The organism is Massilia sp. Masssp94, assembly GCF_059491305.1.
This window is the reverse complement of sequence record NZ_CP168501.1, coordinates 4,886,348-4,910,533: the sequence shown is the minus strand read 5'-3', so window position 1 is coordinate 4,910,533 and position 24,186 is coordinate 4,886,348. Positions and strand designations below refer to the sequence as shown.

30 protein-coding genes are annotated in these 24,186 nt (G+C 66.7%); 7 read left to right on the top strand and 23 right to left on the bottom strand.

All coding sequences use genetic code 11. The annotated features are described in order from the left end of the window. Positions 1-28: 28 nt before the first annotated feature. The 12 genes from ACEN9G_RS21715 to ACEN9G_RS21660 all read right to left on the bottom strand — a co-directional run bounded on the left by ACEN9G_RS21715 (position 29) and on the right by ACEN9G_RS21660 (position 9,576). A complete protein-coding gene (locus ACEN9G_RS21715) occupies positions 29-748 on the bottom strand; it encodes an RNA pseudouridine synthase (protein WP_413337705.1) in 720 nt (239 codons plus the stop codon). Further along, positions 745-1,782, bottom strand: a complete 1,038-nt coding sequence (gene ltaE, locus ACEN9G_RS21710; RefSeq protein ID WP_413337704.1) for a low-specificity L-threonine aldolase — start codon at positions 1,780-1,782, stop codon at positions 745-747. The genes ACEN9G_RS21715 and ltaE overlap by 4 nt, the downstream gene beginning before the upstream one ends. Further along, positions 1,779-2,669, bottom strand: coding sequence for a class I SAM-dependent methyltransferase (locus ACEN9G_RS21705; RefSeq protein ID WP_413337703.1), 891 nt, complete (start codon positions 2,667-2,669; stop codon positions 1,779-1,781). The genes ltaE and ACEN9G_RS21705 overlap by 4 nt, the downstream gene beginning before the upstream one ends. Beyond that, positions 2,656-2,850 (bottom strand): Fe-S cluster assembly protein IscX, encoded by a 195-nt coding sequence (gene iscX, locus ACEN9G_RS21700; protein WP_036230754.1) that lies wholly within the window; start codon positions 2,848-2,850, stop codon positions 2,656-2,658. The genes ACEN9G_RS21705 and iscX overlap by 14 nt, the downstream gene beginning before the upstream one ends. A gap of 16 nt (positions 2,851-2,866) precedes the next feature. After that, entirely contained in the window at positions 2,867-3,205 is a 339-nt protein-coding gene (gene fdx / locus ACEN9G_RS21695; RefSeq protein WP_413337702.1) for an ISC system 2Fe-2S type ferredoxin, read from the bottom strand. Between the two features lie 196 nt (positions 3,206-3,401). Continuing rightward, a complete protein-coding gene (gene hscA / locus ACEN9G_RS21690; protein WP_413337701.1) occupies positions 3,402-5,306 on the bottom strand; it encodes a Fe-S protein assembly chaperone HscA in 1,905 nt (634 codons plus the stop codon). Positions 5,307-5,389: 83 nt separating this feature from the next. After that, complete coding sequence (hscB, locus tag ACEN9G_RS21685; RefSeq protein ID WP_036230761.1) at positions 5,390-5,905, bottom strand: Fe-S protein assembly co-chaperone HscB; 516 nt, start codon at positions 5,903-5,905, stop codon at positions 5,390-5,392. A 16-nt stretch (positions 5,906-5,921) separates the two neighbouring features. Continuing rightward, positions 5,922-6,245: an iron-sulfur cluster assembly protein IscA gene (gene iscA, locus ACEN9G_RS21680; protein WP_025511908.1), complete on the bottom strand. Its 324-nt coding sequence runs from the start codon at positions 6,243-6,245 to the stop codon at positions 5,922-5,924. Positions 6,246-6,272: 27 nt separating this feature from the next. Next, on the bottom strand, positions 6,273-6,665 hold the full coding sequence (iscU, locus tag ACEN9G_RS21675; RefSeq protein WP_025511909.1) for a Fe-S cluster assembly scaffold IscU: 393 nt from the start codon (positions 6,663-6,665) through the stop codon (positions 6,273-6,275). Positions 6,666-6,696: 31 nt separating this feature from the next. Then, positions 6,697-7,953, bottom strand: a complete 1,257-nt coding sequence (locus tag ACEN9G_RS21670; RefSeq protein ID WP_413337700.1) for an IscS subfamily cysteine desulfurase — start codon at positions 7,951-7,953, stop codon at positions 6,697-6,699. Further along, a complete protein-coding gene (gene iscR / locus ACEN9G_RS21665; RefSeq protein ID WP_056136955.1) occupies positions 7,953-8,450 on the bottom strand; it encodes a Fe-S cluster assembly transcriptional regulator IscR in 498 nt (165 codons plus the stop codon). Before iscR ends, ACEN9G_RS21670 begins: the two co-directional genes overlap by 1 nt. A 364-nt stretch (positions 8,451-8,814) precedes the next feature. Further along, positions 8,815-9,576, bottom strand: coding sequence for a uracil-DNA glycosylase family protein (locus tag ACEN9G_RS21660; RefSeq protein WP_413337699.1), 762 nt, complete (start codon positions 9,574-9,576; stop codon positions 8,815-8,817). A 152-nt stretch (positions 9,577-9,728) separates the two neighbouring features. Here ACEN9G_RS21660 and ACEN9G_RS21655 point away from each other — a divergent pair, with 152 nt between their 5' ends. Next, positions 9,729-10,187 carry a CBS domain-containing protein gene (locus tag ACEN9G_RS21655; protein WP_413337698.1) on the top strand — a complete coding sequence of 153 codons (459 nt, stop codon included), beginning with the start codon at positions 9,729-9,731 and terminating at the stop codon, positions 10,185-10,187. A gap of 32 nt (positions 10,188-10,219) precedes the next feature. Here ACEN9G_RS21655 and maiA read toward each other — a convergent pair whose 3' ends face one another. Together maiA and ACEN9G_RS21645 are read right to left on the bottom strand one after the other, a co-directional pair. Next, on the bottom strand, positions 10,220-10,864 hold the full coding sequence (gene maiA, locus ACEN9G_RS21650) for a maleylacetoacetate isomerase (RefSeq protein ID WP_413337697.1): 645 nt from the start codon (positions 10,862-10,864) through the stop codon (positions 10,220-10,222). Next, the gene (locus ACEN9G_RS21645; protein ID WP_413337696.1) at positions 10,861-11,886 is read right to left on the bottom strand and encodes a fumarylacetoacetate hydrolase family protein; all 1,026 of its coding nucleotides are present in this window, start codon (positions 11,884-11,886) and stop codon (positions 10,861-10,863) included. The genes maiA and ACEN9G_RS21645 overlap by 4 nt, the downstream gene beginning before the upstream one ends. Before the next feature lie 95 nt (positions 11,887-11,981). On the opposite strand from ACEN9G_RS21645, the gene ACEN9G_RS21640 reads away from it, so the two are divergent. From ACEN9G_RS21640 to ACEN9G_RS21630, 3 genes are all read left to right on the top strand, one after another. Continuing rightward, positions 11,982-12,941: a LysR family transcriptional regulator gene (locus ACEN9G_RS21640; protein WP_413337695.1), complete on the top strand. Its 960-nt coding sequence runs from the start codon at positions 11,982-11,984 to the stop codon at positions 12,939-12,941. Between the two features lie 56 nt (positions 12,942-12,997). Continuing rightward, the gene (locus tag ACEN9G_RS21635) at positions 12,998-13,570 is read left to right on the top strand and encodes a gamma-glutamylcyclotransferase (protein WP_413337694.1); all 573 of its coding nucleotides are present in this window, start codon (positions 12,998-13,000) and stop codon (positions 13,568-13,570) included. A 78-nt stretch (positions 13,571-13,648) separates the two neighbouring features. Then, positions 13,649-14,188 carry an ankyrin repeat domain-containing protein gene (locus tag ACEN9G_RS21630; protein WP_413337693.1) on the top strand — a complete coding sequence of 180 codons (540 nt, stop codon included), beginning with the start codon at positions 13,649-13,651 and terminating at the stop codon, positions 14,186-14,188. Between the two features lie 8 nt (positions 14,189-14,196). On the opposite strand, the gene ACEN9G_RS21625 is transcribed toward ACEN9G_RS21630, so the two are convergent. Next, positions 14,197-14,766, bottom strand: coding sequence for an RNA 2'-phosphotransferase (locus tag ACEN9G_RS21625; protein ID WP_413337692.1), 570 nt, complete (start codon positions 14,764-14,766; stop codon positions 14,197-14,199). A 129-nt stretch (positions 14,767-14,895) separates the two neighbouring features. Between ACEN9G_RS21625 and ACEN9G_RS21620 the strand changes: the two genes are divergently transcribed. Next, positions 14,896-16,053, top strand: coding sequence for an acyltransferase family protein (locus tag ACEN9G_RS21620; RefSeq protein ID WP_413337690.1), 1,158 nt, complete (start codon positions 14,896-14,898; stop codon positions 16,051-16,053). A gap of 3 nt (positions 16,054-16,056) precedes the next feature. On the opposite strand, the gene ACEN9G_RS21615 is transcribed toward ACEN9G_RS21620, so the two are convergent. Then, on the bottom strand, positions 16,057-16,725 hold the full coding sequence (locus tag ACEN9G_RS21615) for a PadR family transcriptional regulator (RefSeq protein WP_413337689.1): 669 nt from the start codon (positions 16,723-16,725) through the stop codon (positions 16,057-16,059). A gap of 115 nt (positions 16,726-16,840) precedes the next feature. Here ACEN9G_RS21615 and ACEN9G_RS21610 point away from each other — a divergent pair, with 115 nt between their 5' ends. Beyond that, positions 16,841-18,175, top strand: coding sequence for a deoxyguanosinetriphosphate triphosphohydrolase (locus ACEN9G_RS21610; protein WP_413337688.1), 1,335 nt, complete (start codon positions 16,841-16,843; stop codon positions 18,173-18,175). Here the strand turns inward: ACEN9G_RS21610 and ACEN9G_RS21605 are convergent. Both ACEN9G_RS21605 and ACEN9G_RS21600 read right to left on the bottom strand, forming a co-directional pair. Next, on the bottom strand, positions 18,172-18,366 hold the full coding sequence (locus ACEN9G_RS21605) for a hypothetical protein (protein WP_413337687.1): 195 nt from the start codon (positions 18,364-18,366) through the stop codon (positions 18,172-18,174). The two genes, ACEN9G_RS21610 and ACEN9G_RS21605, sit on opposite strands and share 4 nt — an antisense overlap. 36 nt (positions 18,367-18,402) lie before the next feature. Beyond that, entirely contained in the window at positions 18,403-18,528 is a 126-nt protein-coding gene (locus ACEN9G_RS21600; protein WP_413337686.1) for an AAA family ATPase, read from the bottom strand. Between the two features lie 85 nt (positions 18,529-18,613). Between ACEN9G_RS21600 and ACEN9G_RS21595 the strand changes: the two genes are divergently transcribed. Next, entirely contained in the window at positions 18,614-19,168 is a 555-nt protein-coding gene (locus ACEN9G_RS21595) for a GNAT family N-acetyltransferase (protein ID WP_413337685.1), read from the top strand. On the opposite strand, the gene ACEN9G_RS21590 is transcribed toward ACEN9G_RS21595, so the two are convergent. From ACEN9G_RS21590 to ACEN9G_RS21570, 5 genes are all read right to left on the bottom strand, one after another. Then, positions 19,165-20,316 carry a PA0069 family radical SAM protein gene (locus ACEN9G_RS21590; RefSeq protein ID WP_413337709.1) on the bottom strand — a complete coding sequence of 384 codons (1,152 nt, stop codon included), beginning with the start codon at positions 20,314-20,316 and terminating at the stop codon, positions 19,165-19,167. The genes ACEN9G_RS21595 and ACEN9G_RS21590 overlap by 4 nt on opposite strands. Before the next feature lie 99 nt (positions 20,317-20,415). After that, on the bottom strand, positions 20,416-21,021 hold the full coding sequence (locus ACEN9G_RS21585; protein WP_413337684.1) for a tRNA-uridine aminocarboxypropyltransferase: 606 nt from the start codon (positions 21,019-21,021) through the stop codon (positions 20,416-20,418). A 31-nt stretch (positions 21,022-21,052) separates the two neighbouring features. After that, complete coding sequence (locus ACEN9G_RS21580; RefSeq protein WP_413337683.1) at positions 21,053-21,667, bottom strand: NADPH-dependent FMN reductase; 615 nt, start codon at positions 21,665-21,667, stop codon at positions 21,053-21,055. Between the two features lie 19 nt (positions 21,668-21,686). After that, on the bottom strand, positions 21,687-23,057 hold the full coding sequence (locus ACEN9G_RS21575; RefSeq protein WP_483126945.1) for an efflux transporter outer membrane subunit: 1,371 nt from the start codon (positions 23,055-23,057) through the stop codon (positions 21,687-21,689). Next, on the bottom strand, positions 23,054-24,175 hold the full coding sequence (locus ACEN9G_RS21570) for an HlyD family secretion protein (protein ID WP_483126944.1): 1,122 nt from the start codon (positions 24,173-24,175) through the stop codon (positions 23,054-23,056). The genes ACEN9G_RS21575 and ACEN9G_RS21570 overlap by 4 nt, the downstream gene beginning before the upstream one ends. Positions 24,176-24,186: the final 11 nt, after the last annotated feature.

Here is a 24,186-nt window from a genome sequence, read left to right as displayed (position 1 = left end):
GTACAGGAGGGGTTGCCTTTCCGGCAAGTCAGAACCGTTCGGCCTCGTGCAGATACCGCCAGCGCCCAACCGGCAGCTGGCCCAGCGCCACGCGCCCGATGCGCAGCCGGCGCAGCGACTTGACGGTCAAGCCGACCTCGGCGCACATCGCTTCGACCTGCCCGGGCCGAACGTCCTTGCCGGCCAGGCGCAGCCGCGCCTCGCTTTGCCAGCTCGCCTTCAGCGGCACGGTCGCCCGGCCCTGCACGCGCATGCTCGCGTTCAGCCGGGCGAGACCATCGTCGGCGATGGCGCCCGTCACTTCGGCCACATACTCCTGTTCGACGCGCGCGCCGTCCTCGACCAGCTTGCGCGTCACGCGCCAATCCTGGCTCAACACGAGCAGGCCGCTCGCTTCCGGTTCCAGCGGCGTGACGATCGTCAGCCGCGACAGATGCCGGCGCAGATAACGCAAACCCGGTGCGTTGGGCATTGCGGCCAGCGTCTCGGGCGCGATCAGCGCGAGAGCCCCGGCCGCATCGACGCCGGCCGGCTTGTGCAGCAGGATCGTCACCGGCGCCGGTTCGACGGGTTCGGCGCCCGGCAGCAGCGCCACCGTCTGCGCCGAGGTAACGCGCGTCGCGGGATCTTCGACGACGTCCCCGTCGACCGTCACCCAGCCGCCTGCGATATAACGTTCGGCTTCGCCGCGCGAGCACGGCACCGTTTCGGCCACGCGCTTGGCGAGGCGGATTCCTTCGTCACTCATTGTGCTTTCCAGTCGCGGAAGAACGCTTCGAACGCGGCGATGGTCGTCTTCACATCCACGGCCGTCACGTCCAGGTGCGTCACGAGGCGCGTATGCGGGCCGATCGAGGCGCGGATGCCCTGGCGGCTCAACGCCTCTGCCAGCTGCGCGCACGCGGCTTGTGGGATCTCGACGTAGAAAATGTTCGTCTGCGGCGCCGTCACCGTGAGCTGCTCGATGCGCGCGAGGCCGGCGGACAGGTCGGCCGCATGTTGATGGTCCTCGGCGAGGCGCTCGACATTGTGCTCCAGCGCGTAATGCGCCGCGGCCGCGATGACGCCGGCCTGGCGCATGCCGCCGCCCAGCATCTTGCGCCAGCGCTTGCCCTGCTCGATGAACGCCCTGGGTCCGAGCAGCACGGAGCCGACCGGCGCGCCGAGACCCTTCGACAGGCACACGGACACGGTGTCGAAACCGGCCGCCGCCTCCCGCAGCGAGATGCCCTGCTTGACTGCGGCGTTGCAGACGCGGGCGCCGTCCAGGTGCGTGACCAGGCCCTTCGCATGCGCGAGATCCGTCGCCGCCTTCACGTAGTCGCGCGGCAGCACGCGGCCTCCGATCGTGTTTTCCAGCGCCAGCACGCGGGTGCGCGCGAAGTGCATGTCGTCCGGCTTGATGTACGCGGCGATGTCGGAGATTGCGATCGAACCGTCCGGCTGGTTGGCGATCGGCTGCGGCTGGATCGAACCCAGCACCGCGGCGCCGCCGCCTTCGTACTTGTACGTGTGGGCTTCCTGGCCGACGAGGTATTCGTCGCCGCGGCCGCAATGCGTCATCAGCGCGATGAGGTTCGTTTGCGTGCCGCTCGGCGCGAACAGGCCGGCTTCGAAACCGAACAGTTCGGCCGCGAAGTCCTGCAGGCGGTTGACGGTGGGGTCGTCGGCGTAGACGTCGTCGCCGACGGCCGCATCGGCCATCGCGGCGCGCATCGCGGCGGACGGTTGGGTGACGGTGTCGCTGCGCAGGTCGATCCAGCGGTCGTGGTGGTCGCTCATGTCGTTGGCTCGCTTGTCGTTGACTCGCTTGTCGTTGGTCCGGTATAGAAACGCGAAGAGAGTTCCTCGAGGCCGACTTCGGCCAGCACCTGCTGCAGGCGCTCGGCCGGCCGGCGGCGCGGCAGGTTTTTATAGGTGGCGACGATCAGCTCGTTCTTCATCGAGTGTTCCCAGCCCACCAGTTCCGTGACGGTGACCTGGTAGCCGTGCGCCTCCAGCTGCAGGCAGCGCAGCACGTTCGTGATCTGGCTGCCGAATTCGCGCGTGTGGATCGGGTGGCGCCAGATTTCCGTCAGCGCGCTGCGGCCCAGGTCCTTGCCTTTATTCTTGCGCAGCACGGATGCGACTTCGGCCTGGCAGCACGGCACCAGCACGATGTGCTTCGCGTGCTTCTTCAGTGCGAAATCGATGGCGTCGTCCGTCGCCGTGTTGCAGGCGTGGAGCGCCGTCACCACGTCGATCGTGGCCGGCAGCTTGTCGGACCCGGTGGACTCCGCGACGGACAGGTTCAGGAACGACATGCCCGGGAAGCCCAGGCGCGCCGCCAGCTCGGTCGACTTCTGCACGAGTTCCTCGCGCGTCTCGATGCCGTAGATATGGCCGCCGTTCTCCCTGCCCTTGAAGAACAGGTCGTACAGGATGAAGCCGAGGTAGGACTTGCCGGCGCCGTGGTCGACCACGGTCGCACTTTCCCCGACATCCTTCAGCAAGGGCTCGATGAACTGGACGAGGTGGTAGACCTGCTTCAGTTTGCGGCGGCTGTCCTGGTTCAGCTTGCCGTCGCGCGTGAGGATATGCAGTTCCTTCAGCAGTTCGATCGACTGCCCCGGCTTGATTTCCGGGGCTTGTTGGTAAATCGTGGGGGCTTCTTTTTTAGCGGGCTTCATCTATCCAGGCTGCCTGTATGGCTTCCAATACGCGCTCGCCGCCGCGCGTGCGGTCGTCGTCGAAGCCGTCCAGCGCGACGACCCAGTTATGCAGGTCGACGAAGCGCACGGTGGCCGGATCGACGTCCGGGTGCTGTTCGTACAAGGCCTCGGCGATGGCCGTGACATCGGTCCACTTCATGTGTCCCCCGTCGTGATCAGTGGTTCTCGGCTGCGTGGTTGATCGTGTACTTCGGGATCTCGACGACGAGGTCTTCGTCGGCGATGATGGCCTGGCAGGACAGGCGCGAGTTCGGCTCGAGGCCCCAGGCCTTGTCGAGCATGTCCTCTTCCTTTTCCTCCTGCTCGTTCAGCGAATCGAAGCCTTCGCGCACGATCACGTGGCACGTGGTGCATGCGCACACGCGGTCGCAGGCGTGTTCGATCTCGATGTCGTGCTCGAGCAGCGTGTCGCAGATCGACTTGCCGCTCTGGCCTTCGAGCACGGCGCCTTCGGGGCAGAAGACGGGATGGGGGAGGATGACGATTTGTGGCACTTCTTGACCTCTTGTGTTTGTTTGTTCTGGGGTGCCGATCTCGGTCCGCACCCCTAAAACCGTCATCCCCGCGCAGGCGGGGATCCAAGTTGAGTTTCCGAAGTCGGTGCACCCGCGATACCGCACACGTTGCGATTCCTGATGCTCAGCTTGGGTTCCCGCCTCCGCGGGAACGACGTTGTTTTACCGTTCGAGTTTAAACCTGATCGAGCGCTTTTCCTGCCAACACCTTGCGCACGCTCTTGTCCATGCGCCGCGCGGCGAATTCCTCGGTGCCGCGCGCCAGCGCCTGCACCGCGTCGTGCAGTACGTTCTGACGCGAGTCCGCGTCGATGGACGTATCGTTCGAGCGCGCCGCCGCGTCGCGCACGCCCTGCATCAGTTGCGCGATCGTGTCCTGCTCTTCGGCGTTCAGCAGTTCGACGTCGGTGTCGAGCGCGGATTGCGTGGCCAGCAGGATGCGCTCGGCCTCGACCTGTTCCTCGCGCAGCGCGCGCGCGACCATGTCCACTTGCGCCGAGTTGTACGAATCCTGCAGCATGCGCGCGACCTCGTCGTCGCCGAGGCCGTACGACGGCTTCACGGTGATCGACGCTTCCACGCCGGAGCGCATCTCGCGCGCCGCCACGGACAGCAACCCGTCCGCATCGACCTGGTACGTGACGCGGATGCGCGCCGCGCCGGCCGCCATCGGCGGGATGCCGCGCAGTTCGAAGCGCGCCAGCGAACGGCAGTCGGACACGAGCTCGCGCTCGCCCTGCACCACGTGCACGGCCAGGGCCGTCTGGCCATCCTTGAACGTCGTGAATTCCTGCGCACGGGCGCACGGGATCGTGGAGTTGCGCGGGATGATCTTCTCGACCAGGCCGCCCATCGTCTCGATGCCCAGCGACAGCGGGATCACGTCCAGCAGCAGCCAGTCGTCGCCGGCCGCGCGGTTGCCCGCGAGGAGGTTCGCCTGGATGGCGGCGCCCAGCGCGACGACCTTGTCCGGGTCGATGTTCGCGTGCGGGATCGTTTTAAAGAAGTCGCCGACGGCGCGGCGGATGTGCGGCATGCGCGTGGCGCCGCCGACGAGCACGACGCCATCGACGTCTTCCACGGACACGTTCGCATCGCGCATCGCCTTGCGCACGGCGTTCATCGTCTTCGCGACGAGCGGCTGCGTGATCTCGGCGAAGGTCTTCGCGGTGATCGTCACCTGCACGACCTCGCCCGATTTCAGGATCGCCTCGACGGTGGTCTCTTCGTTCGTCGACAGCAGTTCCTTGGCCTGGCGCGCCTTGACCATCAGCGTGGCGGTGTCGACTTCCGACAGCGGCGCGAGGCCGGCCTGCTGGGTGATGTAGCAGAACAGGCGCTGGTCGAAGTCGTCGCCGCCGAGCGCGGAATCGCCGCCCGTGGACAGCACTTCGAACACGCCTTTCGACAGCTTGAGGATCGAGATGTCGAACGTGCCGCCGCCCAGGTCGTACACGGCGAACACGCCTTCCTTGCCGTGGTCGAGGCCATACGCGATGGCGGCGGCCGTCGGCTCGGACAGCAGGCGCAGCACGTTCAGGCCGGCCAGCTGGGCCGCATCCTTCGTCGCCTGGCGCTGCGCGTCGTCGAAGTACGCGGGGACGGTGATGACGGCGCCGACGAGTTCATCGCCCAGCGCATCTTCCGCGGTCTGGCGCAACGTGGCCAGGATCTGCGCGGAGACCTCCACCGGCGACTTCACGCCCGCGACGGTTTTCACCTGGACCATCCCGTGACCGCCTTCGCGGCCACCATCGACGAAATCGTAGGGCAGGTTCTCGACGTGGGCGATATCCTTCAGGCCGCGGCCCATGAAGCGCTTGACGGAGACGATGGTGTTCTTCGGATCGGTGGTGCGGGCCGCCATGGCCTTGTAGCCGATGTTGGCGTGGCCGTTCGGGAGGTAGCGCACGATCGACGGCAGCAGCGAGCGGCCGTCCTCGTCGGTCAGCACTTCCGGGATCGAATGACGCACGGTCGCGACGAGGGAATTGGTGGTGCCCAGGTCGATGCCCACCGCCAGCCGGTGCTGGTGCGGCGCGGTCGACATGCCGGGTTCGGAGATCTGCAGTAGTGCCATGGTCGTGTTACCTGGTTTTATTATTGGATACGTTCGCGGCGCGTTGGGTGGGCACCCTACGCGCGTGGGCACGGCGTGCCGCGCTACGACTCTAATGCCTCGAACGCGTAATGCAATTCGTCGCCGAACTTGTCGAGGAACATCAGCGCCCGCACGCCCTGCGCCGCCTGCGGGTAGTCCCCGGCGTCGAGCAGCTTGCCGACCTGCGCCAGGCGCTGCTTGCGCTCGCCGCGGATGCGCGCATCGAGCTCGTCGAGCGCGCCGGCATCCTTCGCGTCGCGCGCGTCGGACAGCGCTTCGCGCAGCTCCATCTGCTCCATCAGGAAGTCCATCGGCATCGCGGTGTTCGACTCGGTCTGCAGGTCGACGCCATTCAGCTCGCACAGGTAGCGCGCGCGCAACATGGGACTCTTCAGCGTTTGATAGGCCTCGTTGGCGCGCGTCGCCCATTGCATCGCGACGCGTTTTTCCGCGTCGCTCGCGTTCACGAAACGGTCCGGATGGACGCGGCCCTGGACCTCGCGGTAAGCCGCGTCCAGCGCGTCCATGTCGACGTCGAACCTGGCCGGCAGCTGGAACAGCTCGAAATGGTTTTGCACGTTCCGGCGCTCCCGGTCAGACGCGGAAGCTTTCGCCGCAACCGCAATTGTCCTTGACGTTCGGGTTGTTGAAGCGGAAGCCTTCGTTCAGGCCTTCGCGGGCGAAATCGAGCTCGGTGCCGTCGATATACGCCAGGCTCTTCGGATCGACGAAGACCTTCACGCCGTGCGATTCGAAGACGGCGTCTTCGGGGCTGGCTTCGTCGACGTATTCCAGCTTGTAGGCCAGGCCGGAGCAGCCGGTCGTGCGCACGCCGAAACGCAGGCCCACGCCCTTGCCCCGGCGTTCGAGGTAACGGTTGATGTGCTTTGCGGCTTTTTCGGTCAGGGTCACAGCCATTTCACTCTCCAGCTTGGGGTTACGACGTTACGCTTTTTCGGTCGCGTGCTTGGTCTTGTAGTCGGCGACAGCCGCCTTGATGGCGTCTTCGGCCAGGATCGAGCAGTGGATCTTCACCGGCGGCAGCGCCAGTTCCTCGGCGATCTGCGTGTTCTTGATGGACAGTGCCTCGTCCAGCGACTTGCCTTTCACCCACTCGGTCACGAGCGAGCTCGATGCGATCGCCGAGCCGCAGCCGTACGTCTTGAATTTCGCGTCTTCGATCACGCCGGCTTCGTTCACCTTGATCTGCAGCTTCATCACGTCGCCGCAGGCCGGTGCGCCGACCATGCCGGTGCCGACGTCGTCGGAATTCTTGTCGAACGAGCCGACGTTGCGCGGGTTTTCGTAGTGGTCCAGGACCTTGTCGGAATATGCCATGGTAGTGCTCCTTGGTGTTCTGTTCGTTGAATTAGTGGGCTGCCCACTGGATCGAGTTCAGGTCAATGCCATCCTTGTGCATTTCCCACAGCGGCGACAGTTCGCGCAGCTTGCCGACTTTTTCCTTCAGCAGCTTGATGGCGAAGTCGATGTCTTCCTCGGTCGTGAAGCGGCCGATCGTGAAGCGGATCGAGCTGTGCGCCAGTTCATCGCTGCGGCCCAGGGCGCGCAGCACGTACGACGGTTCCAGCGACGCCGAGGTGCAGGCCGAACCCGACGACACGGCGATGTCCTTGACGGCCATGATCAGCGATTCGCCTTCGACGAAGTTGAAGGAGACGTTCAGGTTGTGCGGGACGCGGTGTTCCATGTCGCCGTTGATGTAGACCTCTTCGATCTCCAGCAGGCCCTTGGCCAGGCGGTCGCGCAGCGCCTTGATGCGCGCGAGCTCGGTATCCATCTCTTCCTTGGCGATGCGGAAGGCCTCGCCCATGCCGACGATCTGGTGCGGTGCCAGCGTGCCCGAACGCAGGCCGCGCTCGTGGCCGCCGCCGTGCATCTGCGCTTCCAGGCGCACGCGCGGCTTGCGGCGCACGTACAGCGCGCCGATGCCCTTCGGACCGTAGGTCTTGTGCGCGCTGAAACTCATCAGGTCGACCTTCAGCTCTTCCAGGTTGATCTCGACCTTGCCGGTGGCCTGCGCCGCGTCGCTGTGGAAGATGATGCCCTTCTTGCGGCACAGCTCGCCGATTTCCCTGATCGGCTGGACCACGCCGATCTCGTTATTCACGAGCATGACGGAGACGAGGATCGTGTCCGGACGCATCGCCGCTTCCAGCTGCTCCAGCGTGATCAGGCCATTGTCCTGCGGTTCCAGGTAAGTCGCCTCGAAGCCCTGGCGTTCCAGTTCGCGCACGGTATCCAGCACGGCCTTGTGCTCGGTCTTGACCGTGATGATGTGCTTGCCCTTCGACTTGTAGAACTGCGCCGCGCCCTTGATCGCGAGGTTGTTCGATTCGGTCGCGCCCGAGGTCCAGATGATCTCGCGCGGATCGGCGCCGACGAGCGCCGCGACTTGCGCGCGCGCCTCCTCGACGGCCGCCTCGGCGCTCCAGCCGTAAGCGTGGCTGCGCGACGCCGGGTTGCCGAACTGCTCGCGCAGGTACGGAATCATCTTGTCCGCCACGCGCGGATCGATCGGCGTCGTGGCCGAGTAATCCATGTAGATCGGGAAATGCGGCGCAGTCACGAAGCTCTGCTCGATTTTTTTGTCCAAGGGCGCGTTCATCAGTTCACTCCAATATGCTTAGCTTCAGTATTGTCCGACGGCGCGTGGCGGTGCATCACCACGACGTTCTGTTCTTTCTGCTTCTGCTGGTCGACGAGATCCTGCAAGGTCACCGAGTCAAGGAAATCGACCATCTTCGCATTCAGCGTGGCCCACAGTTCGTGGGTCATGCAGCGCGTGCCGCTGGCGGCATCGGCGCCATGACAGTTTTCCTTGCCGCCGCACTGGGTCGCATCGATCGGCTCGTCGACGGCGATGATGATGTCGGCGACAGTGACCTTGTCGGCGCTGCGCGCGAGGCTGTAGCCGCCGCCCGGGCCGCGCACCGACTCGACGATCTCGTGGCGGCGCAGCTTGCCGAACAATTGCTCCAGGTACGACAGCGAAATAGCCTGGCGCTGGCTGATGCCCGACAGCGTGACCGGACCATTGCCCTGGCGCAGGGCGAGGTCGATCATCGCGGTAACAGCAAAACGGCCTTTGGTGGTCAGACGCATCAGAACCCCGGTTGTTTTCCAGACAGTGTTAAAATCTTGCTTCTCTTCAACCCGTCACGTTTTCATCTGTCCTGCGGGACGTTGAGAAAAACCTGATTAGTTGATCGATTTAGTCAAGTATAGCGTATTTCGCCAGCCTTTGCTTGGCCCCCTCTTTTTTAGCCGCGGTGCAGCAAACGCATCGACAATTCGGGGTCAGAGCCCTTTTTTTGGCAATGTCTTTCCGCCAAGATTCGCGCCGGGCATTGGCGCTTCGGTCAGCCGACGACATGGTAGCTGCTTCGAAATCGTGGCCGCCCCTCCTGCCCTCATCCAGTCGAATGGCATTGGATCAATTGCGCAAAAATGTGCTCTGACCCCGAATTTAACGGCGGTGCAGCAAATGCATCGGGCCGAACAGTGTCTGCATGCCTTCGTGGCGGATGAACGACAGGTTGTACGGGTGCTCGGCGTGGATCTGCGGGAGGCCGGCCGTCTCCGGCACCTTGTTCAATTGCTCCGCGATCTTGCCCCACAGGACCAGCGTCGGCTTGTCGGCCCGTTCCGCCAGTGCGGCGAACACGGCGCGCTGGAACGGTACCCACGCACGCGCTTCCTGGACCGGCGGCACGTGCTTGCGGAACACGAGGGCCGCATTCAATAACAGGAACCCGTGGCCGAGCAGGTTGTCCTGCAGCTCGGCCAGGGTCTGGATCGAGCCATCCGTTTGCGCCGCCTTCGCGACCGGGGCCAATGCCGCGCCGCCCGTGTCGTCCTCGCTCAGGCGGCCCTCGGCCACGAGCAGCATCTTCATGAAGTTGCGCAGCGACGTCGCGCGGTTGACGGGCTTCGACAGGCCCGTCTCCGACCACAATGGTCCGACCGCACCATCCATGAAGCACACGCCGGTCGCGCTCTCCTCGCGCGGATACGGCCCCTCCCCCACGAGCACGTAGCGCACGTTGGGCAACGGCAGTGCGAACGCCGCGAAGAGGCGGCCGCCGGTCGGCAGGTATTGATCGTTGGCGAGGTCCGGCAGGTAATCCGGCGTCGCGCGCATCATCGCGTCGAGACCGGTGATCAGATGGGGGCGCCAGGAGGCGTCGGCGCGCTGCAAGGCTTCGAGGATGGGCGCGGGAATAGGCATGGTGTCATTGCGAGTCAAAGAGCCGCAGATTGTAGCCGAGCCGGCTTCGCACAAGGCCTGTATTCACGGACTGTTCCGCGAGTCAACGTAGCGTCCGATCTTCGCGAAAGCGTGCATCATGCATCGCCGTGTGAACATCAGGAGGAGTTCAAATGCAGACCATTCAGGATGTGATGACCCGCGACGTGCAAAGCATTTCGCCACAGGAAACCGTGCAGCGCGCCGCGCAGATGATGGATGAATTGAACGTGGGGTCGATCCCCGTGCTCGATGGCCAAAAGCTCGTCGGCATGATCACCGACCGCGACATCACGGTCCGCTCGACGGCGGCCGGCCAGGCCCCGGATCGGACACGCGTGGGCGACGTGATGAGCACCGACGTGCGCACCTGCGCGCCGAACCAGACAGTGGACGAGGTGCTGGGCCAGATGGGCGACGTGCAGATCCGCCGCGTGCCCGTCGTCGACGAGCAGTCGCAGGAAGTGATCGGCATCGTTTCCCTTGGCGACATGGCGGCCAAGCATTCGGCCGGCATCGACCACACGCTGGAAGAGATTTCCACGCCGGCCGAGCCGGACCGCTCGACGCGCGGCTCGCAGACGCGGCATTGAGCAGCGCCGCGTCTTCGATCAGCCGGTTCGCTTTACTCGGCGTCCGGCTGGTTGGACGGATGCGCCGCCACGAAGGCGGGCAGTTCGATGCACGCCGCGTTGATGCGCGCGATGTTCGGATAGACGGCAACGTCGATGCCGTGGCGCTGCGCATTGAACACCTGCGGCACGAGGAAGCAGTCGGCAATCGTCGGCAGGTAGCCGTGACACAGCGGGCCCGCGCTCGGGTCGCGCGCCAGGTGCTTCTCCAGCACGTCGAGGCCGCCCACGAGCCAGTGGCGGTACCACTGCGTCTTGATCTCTTCCGACAGGCCGAGGTCCTCGACGAGGTAGCGGAGCACGCGGAGATTGTTCACAGGATGGATGTCGCAGGCAATAATCTGCGCGAGCTCGCGCACGCGCGCGCGGCCGGAAGCATCCTTCGGCAGCAGCGGCACCTGCGGGTATTCGTCCTCGAGGTATTCGAGGATGGCCATCGACTGCGTCAGCGTGATGTAGTCGTCCTGGAAGGTGGGGACGAGACCGCTGGGATTCATCTTGACGTAGTTCTCTTGCAGCTGCTCGCCGCCGCCACGCAAAAGGTGCACCGGAACCGCGTCGTACTTCAGCCCCTTCAGGTTGAGCGCGATACGCACCCGGTATGCGGCCGAACTGCGGAAATAGGTATAGAGCTTCATTCCTTCCTCCCGTGATAGTGTGCTACCTCCTGGTCGATGGCGCCGAACACGCTGGCGCCGTCGGCATCGAGCATCTCGATACGGACAGTATCGCCGAAGCGCAGGAAAGGCGTGGCCGGCGCGCCCTGTTCGATCGTCTCGTACATACGCAGCTCCGCCAGGCAGCAATACCCCACGCCGCCGTTGGCGATGCTCGATCCATGCAGGCTGCCCTGCTTGTTCGACACCGTGCCCGAGCCGATGATGGAACCGGCTGCCAGTTCGCGCGTCTTCGCGGCGTGCGCGACCAGTTGCGCGAAGCTGAACGTCATGTCGTCGCCCGCGTTGGGACGGCCGAACGGCTGATCGTTCAACGTCACCAGCAGCGGGAGGTGCAGCTTGCTGTCGCGCCAGGCATCGCCGAGTTCGTCCGGTGTCACGGCCACCGGGGAGAACGCGCTGGCCGGCTTGGACTGGAAGAAGCCGAAGCCCTTTTCCAGCTCCTTCGGAATCAGGTTGCGCAGGGAGACGTCGTTGACCAGCATGACGAGGCGGATGGCCCGGGCTGCCTGCTCCACGGTAGCGCCCATCGGCACATCGCCCGTCACGACCGCCACTTCCGCTTCCAGGTCGACGCCCCACTCCTCGGACAGCACGGCGATCGGGTCGCACGGGCCGACGAAGGAATCCGAGCCGCCCTGGTACATCAGCGGATCCGTATAGAACGACGGCGGCACCTGCGCGCCGCGCGCCTTGCGCACGAGTTCCACGTGGTTGATGTAGGCGGAGCCGTCGGCCCACTGGTAGGCGCGCGGCAGCGGCGACGCGCACTCTTCCTCGATGAAGGATTCCGCCCCGGCGGCCGTGCCGGCATTCAGTTGCTCATAGACCTGGCGCAGCTTCGGCGCGACGTGGTCCCAGTCGTCCAGCGCCTGCTGCAGGGTGCGGGCGATCCTGGGCACCGCCTGGCAGGTGACCAGGTCCCGGCTGACGACGACGAGCGTGCCGTCGCGCCCGCCCGACTTCAGGGTAGCGAGTTTCATGGCGTTTCCTTCAACGATTAAGTGTTTCCGCCATTAAAAATTAAAACGGACTATCATACAAACAATATTTTCCGCTCTATTTATCGGATTTTCTGATGAATCCTACCCTGCGCCAGATGCGCGCCCTCGTTGCCCTGGCAAAGACCGGTAACTTTACGCTTGCCGCGCAGTACATGCACGTAACACAGTCGGCCTTGTCCGGTTTGATCAAAGAGCTGGAACAGACGCTCGGCGTCCGCGTCGTCGACCGCAGCACACGGCGTATCGCCTTGACCGAAACGGGGAACGAGCTGTACCCCCTATTCAGCCAGATGATCGACGATCTCGACCGTGCGCTTGCGAACATTGCGGACCAGGCGCAGCTCAGGAAGGGCATCGTGCGCGTGGCCGTGCCTCAATTGATGGCCTGCACCCTGCTCCCGCAGGTGATCGCCGCGTGGCGCACGCGCTACCCGGACATCCGCATCAGCCTGTCCGATTCGCCGGTCGAGGCCGTCACGACGCGCGTGCTGTCCGGCGAGACGGACTTCGGCATCGGCCCGGAACGCGACGGCGCCCCGCAACTGGAAGCACGCGAGCTGATGGAGATGCCGTTCGAAGCGGTGCTGCCGCCCGATCATGCGCTGGCGAAGCGCCGCCGGCTCGGCTGGAGCGACCTGGCCGCGCATCCGCTGATCACCTTGCGCGGCCAGTTCACGGAGCGGCTGCTGGCGAACATGACCACCGGCGCCGCCGACGCCAAGGCCGGCGGCGCGGATACGCTGCGCGACCTGACGCTGCGGCCGGCCCACGAAGTCACGTACATGACCACCGCGCTGGCCATGGTGGCATCCGGCCTGGGCGTCACCGTCTGCATGCCTTACGCCGCCCCGCTCGTGCGCCTGCACGGCCTGCGCATGCTGCCGCTCGACGCGCCCGTGCTGACGCGCCGCTTCTTTGTCTACACACGCGAACAGCGGTCGCTGTCGCCGGCCGCGGCCGCCTTCATCGCGTTCCTGTTCGACTGGGTCGGCGCGGCCGACAATCCCGCGGGCGCATTGCGGCCACGCGCCTGACGCCGCCGAACGGCCGCGCTAGAATGCAGCTTCCTCCACGCAACCTCCTTTCATCGATGTCCCATAACACCATCGCGATCAATCAGCGCATGGACAGGTTCGACAACCACGCCAGTGTCTGGCTGTTCGGCTACGGCTCCCTCATCTTCAAGGCCGACTTCCCCTACATCGAGCGGCGCCCCGCCAGCATCACGGGATGGACGCGGCGCTTCTGGCAAGGCTCGCACGACCACCGCGGCACCGAGACTGCGCCGGGCCGGGTCGTGACCCTGGTGCCGGACCCGGACGCGACGTGCCACGGCATGGCCTACCTCGTCACGCCCGAGGAATTCGCACACCTCGACTACCGCGAAAAGAACGGCTACCTGCGCCTGGCGACCGACATCCGCTTCGAGGATGGGAGCGCCACCGAAGGCCTCGTCTACATCGCCACGCACGAGAACGCCGCGTACCTCGGTCCGGCGAGTGAGCGCGACATTGCGCTACAGATCGCCACCGCGCGCGGCCCGAGCGGACCGAACAGCGAATACCTGCTGGAACTGGCCAAGGCCCTGCGCGCACTCGGCAAGCCCGACCCGCATGTGTTTGAGATCGAACGGCACCTGGAAGAGTTCCAACGCCGGATTTGATATCGCGCGAACCCGGCGCCGCGGTGCGCCCGGCAGCTTTATGTTCTAATCCTGTCGAGCTTTCAAGCACAGGAGACCATGATGCAACCACCGCCTCATCCGCCATCGGCCAGCGAACTCGACGAAGACACGCTGGCCTTCGTGCGCAAGGTCTTCCACTTCGCGCGCACCGGTGAGGCCGCCGAACTGGCGACGCTGCTGGGCCAGGGCCTGCCGCCCAACCTGCGCAACGAACGCGGCGACAGTCTCTTGATGCTGGCCTGCTACCACGGCCATGCGGACGCGGCGCGGGTACTGCTGGAGCACGGCGCCGATCCGGAAATCATGAACGACGCCGGCCAGACCCCGCTGGCCGGCGCCGCCTTCAAGGGGGACCTGGCGATCGCGACCCTGCTGCTGGACCACGGCGCGGCGGTCGACCACGCGGGCCCGAACGGCAAGACGGCGCTGATGTTCGCCGCGATGTTCAACCGCGGGGATATCGTCCGCCTGCTGCTGGCGCGCGGCGCCGACCCGTTCCGCCTGGACGCGGACGGCAATGCGATCCTCGACGCGGCGCGCAGGATGGGGGCGGACGACACGGCCGAACTGCTGGCTGCGGCGACCAACGAGCGCTGAGCCGCTCGTCAATCGCCGCCGCGGCCGTTCCCGTCCAGCACGCGCAGGTAGCGCGGCGCCACGGGACCAGTCAGCCAGACGCCGTTGTCCGAGCGGTAGAACACGGCGCCATCCACGCGCATGCGGGCCGTGTCGACGCGCAGGATGACGGGAAAGCCGTAGCGTGCACCGACGCGGCGGGCGGTGCCGACGTCGCCCGACAGGTGCACGTGCTGGCGGTTGCCGGCACGCAGGCCCGACGCGAGGATCGACTTCAGGAAGCGGCTCGCCGTGCCGTGGTACAGCACGTCCGGCGGCTGCGCCGGCTGCAGGGCCAGGTCGACCTGGATCGAGTGCCCCTGGCTGGCGCGGATGCGGGTACGGGTGGCATCGAACGCGAAACGCTGCTTGTCGTTGTTCGCGACGACGCGATCGAGCAGTTCGCGCGCGACCGGCCTGCCATGTTCGGCCAGACGCTGCAGCAGCGCGTCTACATCGGCCCAGCCGTTGGCATCGAGCTGAAGGCCGATGCTGTCCGGGCGATGGCGCAGCACGTAGCTCAGTAGTTTGCTGGTGTCGACGATCGTATCGCGAGACATGATGTGAACAGGAGAAATGGAATCGGCGCCAGCATACGACAGGCTGGTCGCGACCGCCAACGCACTCGCCGACGACGCCGTGATGATTGCCGAGTCTTGACGCCTTGCGCTCAGGTAGACTTGCGCGCCATGCATCCATCACCCATTCCGACGTCGCGCTCGCCGTCGCCCCGCGCGCCCGGCCTCGACCTGCTGCGCGCCATCGCCATCGGCGTCGTCATGCTGTACCACCTGTCCAGCCACGGCATCGACGTCACAGGCCCCGGGCAGCATGGCTGGATGGGTGTCGACCTGTTCTTCGTGCTCAGCGGCTACCTGATCGGGTGGCCCGTACTGCGCGACCTGGCGGCCGGCCGCACGCCGGACTGGGCGGGCTTCGTCGTCAGCCGGGCGTGGCGCATCCTGCCGGCCTACCTCGCGGTGCTGGCACTGTATCTCGCGCTGCCGGCATGGCGCGAGGCCGAGGCGATGCCGCCCGTCTGGCAATTCCTCACCTTCACCATGAACGTCCTTCCCGACCACCTCACGCAGCGGGCGTATTCACACGCCTGGTCGCTGTGCGTCGAGGAGCATTTCTACCTGCTGTTTCCACTGGCCGGATGGCTGCTGGCGCGCCGCGGACGGATGCCGGGCGTGCTCGCGACAGGCGCCGGCGCCGCCCTGCTATTCGGTGCCGGCATGCTGTTGCGCGACTGGGAATGGCGGCATGCGATCGCGCCGCATCTCGCGCCGGGCGCAGACGCAGCGCGCGCGGTCGCGGGCTATGTCGGCAGGATCTACAGCCCGACGTGGACGCGGATCGACGGGTTGCTGGCCGGCGTCCTGCTGGCTGCCTTGCGCGCGTTCCGTCCAGCCTGGTGGACGCGCGTGCTGGCGCACGGATGGGTGCTGCTCGGCGCGGGCCTGGCGCTGCTTGTTGCAGCCACGCGGGTCGATGTGCTTGCCCGTGGCGGTGCCGTTTTTCTCTATCCGCTCGTCGCCCTCGGCTGTGCCTGCCTACTGCTCGGTGCGCTGAGTCCTCGTACGCCGCTCGGATGCCGGGCGCTGCCGGGCGTCCGCATGGTCGCCCTGCTCGCGTTCAGCCTGTACCTGACGCATCGCCAGGTGTACGCGTGGCTAGACGGCGTGGTGGGCGATCTGGCGGCGAACGCACCGTTCGCCGCGTTCGTCCTGTACAACGGGGCGTCGCTGGCCATGGCGGCGCTGCTGTACGTGGCGGTCGAGCGTCCGGGGCTGCGAATGCGTCGCGGCACGCCCCGGCGGCTGCCCGGTGCACTCGCGGGCTGAGCTTCAGCCGGCTGCGCCGCCCTGCTCGATCTCGGCCGCCGCGCGCATCAGGATGGCGGCGATGCGCTGCTGCTCCTCGGCGGATGCGCCCGCCCGCGAGGCCAGTGCCCGCTTGAGTGCGTGGCGCGCGTCGTGCAACTCGGCACTGAACGCACCGCGTCCGCCCGGCCCCTCGTCCCCTTCGGCGAGCGCGCTGCGCATCAATTCCATCTTGCGCGCGGCCTCCTGCAGCCGGGCGAGCAGCATGTCGACGTGTTCGCGGTTCGCGTCCAGATGGGCGCGGCCGTCGTCCGACAGGGCGTAGCGCTTGCGCGTGCCTTCGAGCTCGATGGTCACCCAGCCCAGGTCTTCCATCGCGGCGAGCGCCGGATACATCATGCCGGGGCTCGGCACGTAGAAGCCGCCCGAGCGGGCTTCCAATGCCCGGATGAGCTCGTAGCCATGGCTCGGTTGTTCGGCGATGAGGGCGAGGAGCAGCAATTGCAGATCGTCCGACGACAGCTTGCGGCCGCGCGGCAGCCCGCCGTCGTCGGAAAAGCCGAAGCCGCCCGGACCGCGGCCCCGGCCATGGTGACCGCCGGGACCGCCGGGACCATGCCGGTGGTGCGGTGCGAACCCCGCGTGCTCGTGGTCGTGATGATGGTGGTGATGATGTGGATGATGGTGCGGCATAATCGCTTCCCTATATCGTAAGATACATCGTAAGATATATAACGAAGTTGATGATGTCAACCATTTTGTGCGCGACGGCGCTACACTGCACCATCGAACAATTTCTGGAGACAAGATGCCGATGGAATGGGACCGCCTGGTGTCGACGATGCGCCTGGGCCGCGAGGATGACCGGGGCGACGGCGGCAGCCGTACCGAATATATGCGCGACTGGGACCGGCTCGTGTATTCGAGCGCGTTCCGGCGCCTGCAGGACAAGACGCAGGTGTTCCCGCTATCGGACAGCGATTACGTGCGCACGCGCCTCACGCACAGCATCGAAGTGTCGTCGGTGGGCCGTTCGCTGGGCATGCTGTGCGGCGAATTCATCAAGGAGCGCGAACCGGCGTTGTCGATGGCGCCGCAGGACTTCGGCAGCATCGTGGCGGCCGCCTGCCTCGCCCACGACATCGGCAACCCGCCGTTCGGCCACTCGGGCGAAGCTGCGATCCAGTCATGGTTCGCCGAGCACAAAGAACGCTGGCTGACCGACCTCAACGAGCGCGAACGCCAGGATTTCCTGCGCTTCGAGGGCAACGCCCAGGGCTTCCGCCTCGTCACGCGTCTGCAGAATGCCGTCGACCATGGCGGCTTCCAGCTCACCTATGCCGTGCTCGCCGCGTTCATGAAATACCCGCGCGCCTCCGACCTGCCGTCGGCCAGGGACACGATCAGCGAAAAGAAATTCGGCTACTTCGCGGACGACGCGGCAACGGCCGAACGGGTCGCCACCCGGGTCGGCCTCGTGCGCAAGGGCCCGGGCGCCTGGACACGCCATCCGCTCGCCTTCGTGATGGAAGCCGCGGACGACATCTGCTACGGCATCGTCGACCTGGAGGATGGTCACCGCCTGGGCCGCGTGTCCTTCGACGAGGCGCGCCAATTGCTGTGGCCCCTCGCCTTCCCGGGCGGCGCGGCCGCGAGCCCGTCCTACCGGCAACTGGCCGACGACACGGGCCGCGTGGAATACCTGCGCGCCCGAGCCATCGGCCATCTCATCGGCGCCGCGCTGGAGGTCTTCCGCGAGCATTACGACGCGATCATGGACGGCCGTTTCGAGCAGGACCTCGCCGGTGCATCGCGCTTCGCTCCCGGGCTGAAGGCGATTGCCACGCTGTCGCGCGAGCGGATCTATGCGACGCCGTCCGTGCTGCAGATCGAAGCGGCCGGTTTCGAGATCCTCGGCGGGCTGCTGGGCAAGATCGTGCCGGCGCTCGTCAAGCCGGAAGCGGACCGGTCGGCGGCCGACCGCAAGATCGCGCAAATCATCCCGCAGCAATTCAGCCGCGGCACGACGCTGTACGCGCGCCTGCTCGGGGCGACCGACTATATTTCCGGGATGACGGACGGCTTCGCGCTGAAGCTGTTCCGGCGCCTGCACGGCATCGAGTTACCGGGCACGATCGTTTAATCGGCTTGGTCGAGCACGCGGCGCACCTGGCGCGCCCGTTCTTCCACGCTGCCCTGCACAACCGTGTACGGGATGCGGCGGGCGTCGAGATCCTTGAGCACGAGTCGCTGGATGCGTCCGCGCCACGCCTCGTTCTCGCGCACGTCCTGTTCCTCGTACGGGATGTCGTCCGCGCAGACGAACGTAGGCATAGCGCGCGCGGCATTCGTGGGCGCAGCGCAGCAGTGTCAGCCGATCTCGGGCACCGCGACCGTGTTGTAGGCACGTGCCAGGTGCTCGGACAACGTCGACTTGCCCGTCGATTCCGCGCCCACGAAGACGATGCGCTGCACCGTGCCGCCTTGCTCCACCATATTCCGCCTGCCGATCCGCCGATATCAAGAACGCAATCGTAGCCGAGAGCCTGCATCCCTACAACTGACCGGTTATCATGCTCACATGATACAGCCCATCCACGCCGACGGTTTCCTGCTGCGCCCCCTCGTCGCGGACGATGCGCCGGCGATGGCAGCCGCCGTCCGCGAATCGATGGCGAGCCTCGGACCGTGGATGCCCTGGGCCCATGCCGCCTACGACGATGCCGATGCGCTGGCCTGGATCGCGTTCTGCGATGCCGCGCGTGCCGATGGCAGCGCGCACGAGTTCGGCATTTTCCTGCCGGACGGCCGGCACTACGTCGGCGCGGCCGGCCTCAACCAGTTCAATCGCCTGCACGGCTTCTGCAACCTCGGCTACTGGGTGCGTACCTCGGCCCAGGGCGAGGGCGCGGCACTGGCGGCCATCCGGGCGCTGTCGCGTCATGCGTTCGAGCACCTGGGCCAGTCGCGGGTCGAAATCGTCGTCGCGGACGGCAACCTGCCCAGCCTCGGCGTTGCCCGCAAGGCCGGGGCCGTGCATGAATGTCTCGCGCGCAACCGACTCAACCTGCACGGTCGCGCCGTCGCAGCGCACGTGCTGTCGCTGACGCCGTCGGACACGACGGCGAACGTTTAAAACAGATCCATCTGCGCCGCCGCCGCGCTGGTCGGCTTGACGATCGTCTTCGGCACCACGAGCGGCCGCTTGAACTGCGAGCCGTCCAGCTTGTGGAAGCGCCCCATATAGCCATCCAGGCCCAGACGCTTGATGGCCTTCGTGAAGCGCTGGCGAATCAGGTCGGCCCAGATGCCTTCGCCCGTCATGCGTTTGCTGAAGTCACTGTCGTAGTCCTTGCCGCCGCGCATGTCGCGGATGCGGTTCATCACGCGCTGGGCGCGGTCGGGGAAGTGGGCGTGCAGCCATTGCTGGAACAGCGGGTTCACTTCCCACGGCATGCGCAGCACCGTGTAGTGCGCGCCGACGGCGCCGGCGTCCTTCGCGGCTTCCAGGATGCGCTCGATTTCCGGTTCCGTGATGAACGGGATGATCGGCGCGACGCTCACGCTGACGGGGATGCCGGCTTCCGTCAGCGTCCGGATCGCGCGCAGGCGGCGGGCGGGCGCGGCCGCACGGGGCTCGAGCGTGCGCGAGATTTCGCCGTCCAGCGTCGTCAGGGTGATCGCGGCGCAGGCCAGGCCCTTCTCGGCCATCGGCGCGATCAGGTCGATGTCGCGTTCGATCAGCGACGACTTCGTGATCAGGCCATACGGGTGGTTGCATTCGCCCAGCACTTCCAGCACCTCGCGCGTGAGGCGGCGCTCGCGTTCGCAAGGCTGGTACGCGTCGGTGTTGACGCCGATGGCAATGTTTTCCGGGACATAGCCCGGCCGTGCCAGCTCGCGCCGCAGCAGGTCGGCCGCGTTCACCTTGGCGTACAAACGGCTCTCGAAATCGAGACCCGGCGACAGGCCCAGGTAGGCGTGCGTCGGCCGCGCGAAGCAGTAGATGCAGCCGTGCTCGCAGCCCCGGTACGGGTTCAGCGACACGCTGAACGGGATATCCGGCGACGTGTTGCGGCTGAGGATCGATTTGGCGATCTCGTCAGTGACAGTCGTCTTGAGGGGCGCCGGTGCCTCGTCCTTTACGCCAGGCACGGTCCAGCCGTCGTCGAACCGCTCGCGGCCGTTCACTTCGTAGCGGCCTTGAAGATTGGTGACGGCGCCACGACCTTTGATTGGCCCGTGGATGGGCACGACCTCGGCGGACTTTTGCGGGAACGGCAACACCACCTGGCTGACCGCCCGACTTGCGTTTGCTTTGTTGACCCGATTCACACGGCGCTCCTTAAGTACTGTATGTTTATACAGTATAGTACGCCGATGTCAGGATGGGTTCAAGCACCAAAAAAGAACAGCTTGTTGTTGCACAAAACCGTCAAACGCCTGCAGTAGAGGCCGGTACGCGTCGGCGTCGCTTTCCATTTGGCCAAGTGCCAGCGCGGCCGCTTCCAGTGTCGACAACTGGTGCGGCGCATGCGCCTTGCGGATCCGATAAGCCGACGCGGGCACGTCATGCAGCGCCAACCGGGGCAGGCGTTGCAGCTCAGGATTAACGTGGAGCATCTTGCGGCTCTTGCGCCAGGTGGCGTCCAGCACGACGAGCCGCAGCCGTTCCGGCGGCGCCGGTGCGAGCACGGGCGGCACGAAGCCGGGCGTTTCGGGATACAGCAGCACGGGCACCCGCCCATCCGCGTGCAGCAGCGCCTGCAGATCAGCGAACGTCTCGCCCACTTCGAGGCGGCTGCCGGGCAAGCAGAGATGCAGCAGCCGCGCACTGTTCTTGGCGTTGCGCACCTCGAGCGGATGTTGCAGGATCAGCAAGTCGACACGGCTGGACAGCGGCCGCACCCAGTGGCAGATGCAGGCGCTCTGCGCGCGCAGGCAGGCGGCGCAGGTTGCGCGCCTTGTGGAAGAGGATGAAGCGGTCATGGACGCCGATTGTAACGCCGCCGCCAGGCCGTCACTGGCTGCCCATGCGCTGGCCGGTATGCGGCGCATCGTCCGAGGTGACGGGCGCATCCGGTCGCACGGTCCTGAGCGCCCGGCTCCACGCCACCACCTGGTCCAGCATGGCATCCACGGACTGCTCGTGGTGCCCGGCCGGATTGAAGGTCGTGCCATTCTCGAAGTCGGTGCGCAGCGACAGCATCACCTGCGCGCGCACGTCGGCCACCATCAGCTCGCCCATCACGAGGCGCAGGCTCTCGATGGCGCGCGCGCCGCCCGCGCTGCCGTAGCCGACGAAGCCCGCGGCCTTGTTGTTCCACTCCTTGTACAGGAAATCGATGGCGTTCTTCAGCGCGCCGGACGTGCCGTGGTTGTACTCGGGCGTGACGAACACGTAGCCGTCAAAGCCGGCGATGGCGGCGGCCCAGGCCCTGGTGTGCGGCTGAGAATACTGCCCCAGCGATGGCGGCACCGGCTCGTCCAGCAGCGGCAGGTTGAAATCCTGGATGTCGACCAACTCGAACACGGCGTCCGCGCGCATGCCCGCGATGTCCAGCACCCAGCGCGCCACGTCCAGCGCCTTGCGGCCCGGCCGGGTGCTCCCGACGATGATTCCGATCTTGATCATGTGCGCTCCTCCATGGTCGTTATTGATGCCAGCCGCCGCCCAGCGCGCGGTACAGGTCGACGTGGGCCTGCAGCCAGGCGGCGCGCAGCTGCAACGCGGCGTTCTCCGCGGCGAAGGCGTTGCGCTGGGCGTCCAGCTCTTCCAGGTACGACGAATAGCCGTTGCGGTAGCGGTTGTGGGCGATCCTCAGCACCTCGCTTGTGGCCACCCGGCGCGCCTCCGCCTCGTCCAGCTGCTCGCGCAGGCGCTGCACGGATGTCAGCGCGTTCTCCGTGTCGGCGAACGCATTGCGCACGGCCGCTTCGTACGCGAACACGGCGCGGTCGCGCAGCGAGGCGCTGATCTCGGCCTGGGCGCGCAGCCGCCCCGCGTCGAACAGCGGTGCCAGCACGCTGCCGCCCACGCTCCACAACCTTGTCGGGGATGACAGCAACGTCGGCAAATCGTTCGCGTACGCACCCAGCGACGCCGTCAGGCGTAGAGTAGGCAGCATCTGGTCGCGCGCGGCCGCGAGGCTCGCGTCGGCCGCGGCCAGCGCGCGTTCGGCCGACGCGATGTCGGGCCGCCGGCGCAGCAGTTCGGACGGCAGCGCCGGCTGGATCGCGGGCGCGTTGAGGCGCGTCAGTTCGGTGCCGCGTCCGACGGGGCCGGGATTGGCGCCGGCGAGGACGTCGAGGGCGTTTTCCTGCTGCGCGATCGCCCGCTCCAGCTGCGGCACGACGGCGGCCGTCGCGCGGTACTCGGCCTCGGCCTGCGACAATTCCAGGCGCGAGCTGTAGCCGACCTCGAACTGGCGCCGCGCCAGGTCCAGCGAGCGCTGGCGCGATGCCAGGGTGGCGCGGGCGAGGTCCAGCTGGGCGTCGAGGCCGCGCAGGTTCAAATAACCGGACGCCGTGTTCGCCGCCACCGACAGCGCCGTCGCGTCCGCCGCCGCCTGTTGCGCGGCGTAGTCCAGCCGCGACGCTTCCGTCAGGCTGGCCGTGCGGCCGAACGGATCGAGCTCATAGGCGGCCTGGAACGCGCCCTGCAGCGACGTCGTATCGATCGGCGTGCCGAACGGCCCGATCACGCGCGCCCGGGTGGGCGTGAAGCCGACCGACAACGTAGGCTGCTCGGCCGCGCGCGCCACCTGGACGCGCGCCCGGTATTCCTGCAGCCGCGCCTGCGCCGTGCGCACGTCGTTGTTGCGTTCCAGCGCCTGCGCGACGAGGCGGTCCAGCGCGGGATCGGCGAACGCATGCCACCAGTCCCGTTCGACGGGCGCGCCCGGCCCGACCTGGCCCCGCCACGCGGGCGGCACGTTCAAGGTCGCCTGCGGCGGCGGCGGCACGGGGATGCGGCAGCCGGCCAGCAGCGCGGCGCAGATGGCGAGCATGAGCCCCCGCTTCATCGAGCGTTCCCCGTGGACCCGGGCGTACGCGTGGGCGCGGGGGCGCCCACCCTACCGGCCTTCGTGTCGATGCTGGCCACCACCGACATCCCGGGCCGCAGCCGTGTGGCCAGTTCCTGGTTCGGGTCGATGCTGATGCGGACCGGAATCCGCTGGGCGATCTTGACGAAGTTACCCGTCGCATTGTCCGGCACGATCACGGAAAACTCGGACCCCGTGGCCGGGGAGATCTGCTCGACGTGGCCGCGCAGCTTCGCGTGATTCAGCGCGTCGACGGTGAACGTAACGGGCTGGCCCAGCCGGACGTCGGCCATCTGCGTCTCCTTCATGTTGGCCACGACCCACATCGTCTGCGGCACGAGCGCCGTCAGCTGGGCGCCCGCGTTGACGAACGCGCCGAGGCGCACGCTGACCTGCCCCAGCTGGCCGTCGCGCGGCGCGACGATGCGGGTATTGGACAGGTCGATCTCGGCCAGCCGCACGGCCGCCTCCGCGTTCGCGACCGCCGCGTCCAGCGACGCGCGGTTGACCTCCACGGTGCGCAGGTTCTGGCGCGAGATCTCCAGTGCCGCGCGTGCCTGCTCGGCCGCGGCGACGGTCTGCGCGCGGGTGGCGCGGGCGGCGTCGCGTTCGCGCGCGGACAGCGAGCCGTCGGCCGCCAGTTCTTCCACGCGTTTCAGGTCGGCATTCGCGCGCTGCGCCTGGGCAGCCGCGTTGGCGACGGCGGCCTGGTTCTGCTGGATGGTGGCGCTGGCCGTGCCGCGGCTTTGCGCGAAGTTCGCCAGCGCGGCGCGCGTGGTCGCCAGCTGGGCCTTGGCCTGGTCCAGTCTCTGCTGGTAGATGCGGTCGTCGATGCGCATCAGCAGCTGGCCCTGGTGGACCACCTGGTAATCCTGCACGTCCACTTCGACGATGTAGCCGGACAGTTGCGGACTGATGATCGTCACCTGCCCCCGCACCAGCGCGTTCTCCGTCGTCTGCAGCGCGCTGTGGAACGGCGGCAGGTTCCAGGCATACAGCACGATCAGGACGCCGATCAGCGCGATGAAGGCGAACAGCAGGCCGCTCACGATGACGTGGCGGTTCGATGTTTGTTGGGTTGTCGTCGTTTCCGGCATGGTCGGGGCTC

Excerpts from the sequence above, each read along its gene's own strand:
- ACEN9G_RS21715 (WP_413337705.1), bottom strand. The coding sequence starts at position 748 with ATGAGTGACGAAGGAATCCGCCTCGCCAAGCGCGTGGCCGAAACGGTG.
- ltaE (WP_413337704.1), bottom strand. The coding sequence starts at position 1,782 with ATGAGCGACCACCACGACCGCTGGATCGACCTGCGCAGCGACACCGTC.
- ACEN9G_RS21705 (WP_413337703.1), bottom strand. The coding sequence starts at position 2,669 with ATGAAGCCCGCTAAAAAAGAAGCCCCCACGATTTACCAACAAGCCCCG.
- iscX (WP_036230754.1), bottom strand. The coding sequence starts at position 2,850 with ATGAAGTGGACCGATGTCACGGCCATCGCCGAGGCCTTGTACGAACAG.
- hscA (WP_413337701.1), bottom strand. The coding sequence starts at position 5,306 with ATGGCACTACTGCAGATCTCCGAACCCGGCATGTCGACCGCGCCGCAC.
- iscA (WP_025511908.1), bottom strand. The coding sequence starts at position 6,245 with ATGGCTGTGACCCTGACCGAAAAAGCCGCAAAGCACATCAACCGTTAC.
- iscU (WP_025511909.1), bottom strand. The coding sequence starts at position 6,665 with ATGGCATATTCCGACAAGGTCCTGGACCACTACGAAAACCCGCGCAAC.
- ACEN9G_RS21670 (WP_413337700.1), bottom strand. The coding sequence starts at position 7,953 with ATGAACGCGCCCTTGGACAAAAAAATCGAGCAGAGCTTCGTGACTGCG.
- iscR (WP_056136955.1), bottom strand. The coding sequence starts at position 8,450 with ATGCGTCTGACCACCAAAGGCCGTTTTGCTGTTACCGCGATGATCGAC.
- ACEN9G_RS21660 (WP_413337699.1), bottom strand. The coding sequence starts at position 9,576 with ATGCCTATTCCCGCGCCCATCCTCGAAGCCTTGCAGCGCGCCGACGCC.
- ACEN9G_RS21655 (WP_413337698.1), top strand. The coding sequence starts at position 9,729 with ATGCAGACCATTCAGGATGTGATGACCCGCGACGTGCAAAGCATTTCG.
- maiA (WP_413337697.1), bottom strand. The coding sequence starts at position 10,864 with ATGAAGCTCTATACCTATTTCCGCAGTTCGGCCGCATACCGGGTGCGT.
- ACEN9G_RS21645 (WP_413337696.1), bottom strand. The coding sequence starts at position 11,886 with ATGAAACTCGCTACCCTGAAGTCGGGCGGGCGCGACGGCACGCTCGTC.
- ACEN9G_RS21640 (WP_413337695.1), top strand. The coding sequence starts at position 11,982 with ATGAATCCTACCCTGCGCCAGATGCGCGCCCTCGTTGCCCTGGCAAAG.
- ACEN9G_RS21635 (WP_413337694.1), top strand. The coding sequence starts at position 12,998 with ATGTCCCATAACACCATCGCGATCAATCAGCGCATGGACAGGTTCGAC.
- ACEN9G_RS21630 (WP_413337693.1), top strand. The coding sequence starts at position 13,649 with ATGATGCAACCACCGCCTCATCCGCCATCGGCCAGCGAACTCGACGAA.
- ACEN9G_RS21625 (WP_413337692.1), bottom strand. The coding sequence starts at position 14,766 with ATGTCTCGCGATACGATCGTCGACACCAGCAAACTACTGAGCTACGTG.
- ACEN9G_RS21620 (WP_413337690.1), top strand. The coding sequence starts at position 14,896 with ATGCATCCATCACCCATTCCGACGTCGCGCTCGCCGTCGCCCCGCGCG.
- ACEN9G_RS21615 (WP_413337689.1), bottom strand. The coding sequence starts at position 16,725 with ATGCCGCACCATCATCCACATCATCACCACCATCATCACGACCACGAG.
- ACEN9G_RS21610 (WP_413337688.1), top strand. The coding sequence starts at position 16,841 with ATGCCGATGGAATGGGACCGCCTGGTGTCGACGATGCGCCTGGGCCGC.
- ACEN9G_RS21605 (WP_413337687.1), bottom strand. The coding sequence starts at position 18,366 with ATGCCTACGTTCGTCTGCGCGGACGACATCCCGTACGAGGAACAGGAC.
- ACEN9G_RS21600 (WP_413337686.1), bottom strand. The coding sequence starts at position 18,528 with ATGGTGGAGCAAGGCGGCACGGTGCAGCGCATCGTCTTCGTGGGCGCG.
- ACEN9G_RS21595 (WP_413337685.1), top strand. The coding sequence starts at position 18,614 with ATGATACAGCCCATCCACGCCGACGGTTTCCTGCTGCGCCCCCTCGTC.
- ACEN9G_RS21585 (WP_413337684.1), bottom strand. The coding sequence starts at position 21,021 with ATGACCGCTTCATCCTCTTCCACAAGGCGCGCAACCTGCGCCGCCTGC.
- ACEN9G_RS21580 (WP_413337683.1), bottom strand. The coding sequence starts at position 21,667 with ATGATCAAGATCGGAATCATCGTCGGGAGCACCCGGCCGGGCCGCAAG.
- ACEN9G_RS21575 (WP_483126945.1), bottom strand. The coding sequence starts at position 23,057 with ATGAAGCGGGGGCTCATGCTCGCCATCTGCGCCGCGCTGCTGGCCGGC.
- ACEN9G_RS21570 (WP_483126944.1), bottom strand. The coding sequence starts at position 24,175 with ATGCCGGAAACGACGACAACCCAACAAACATCGAACCGCCACGTCATC.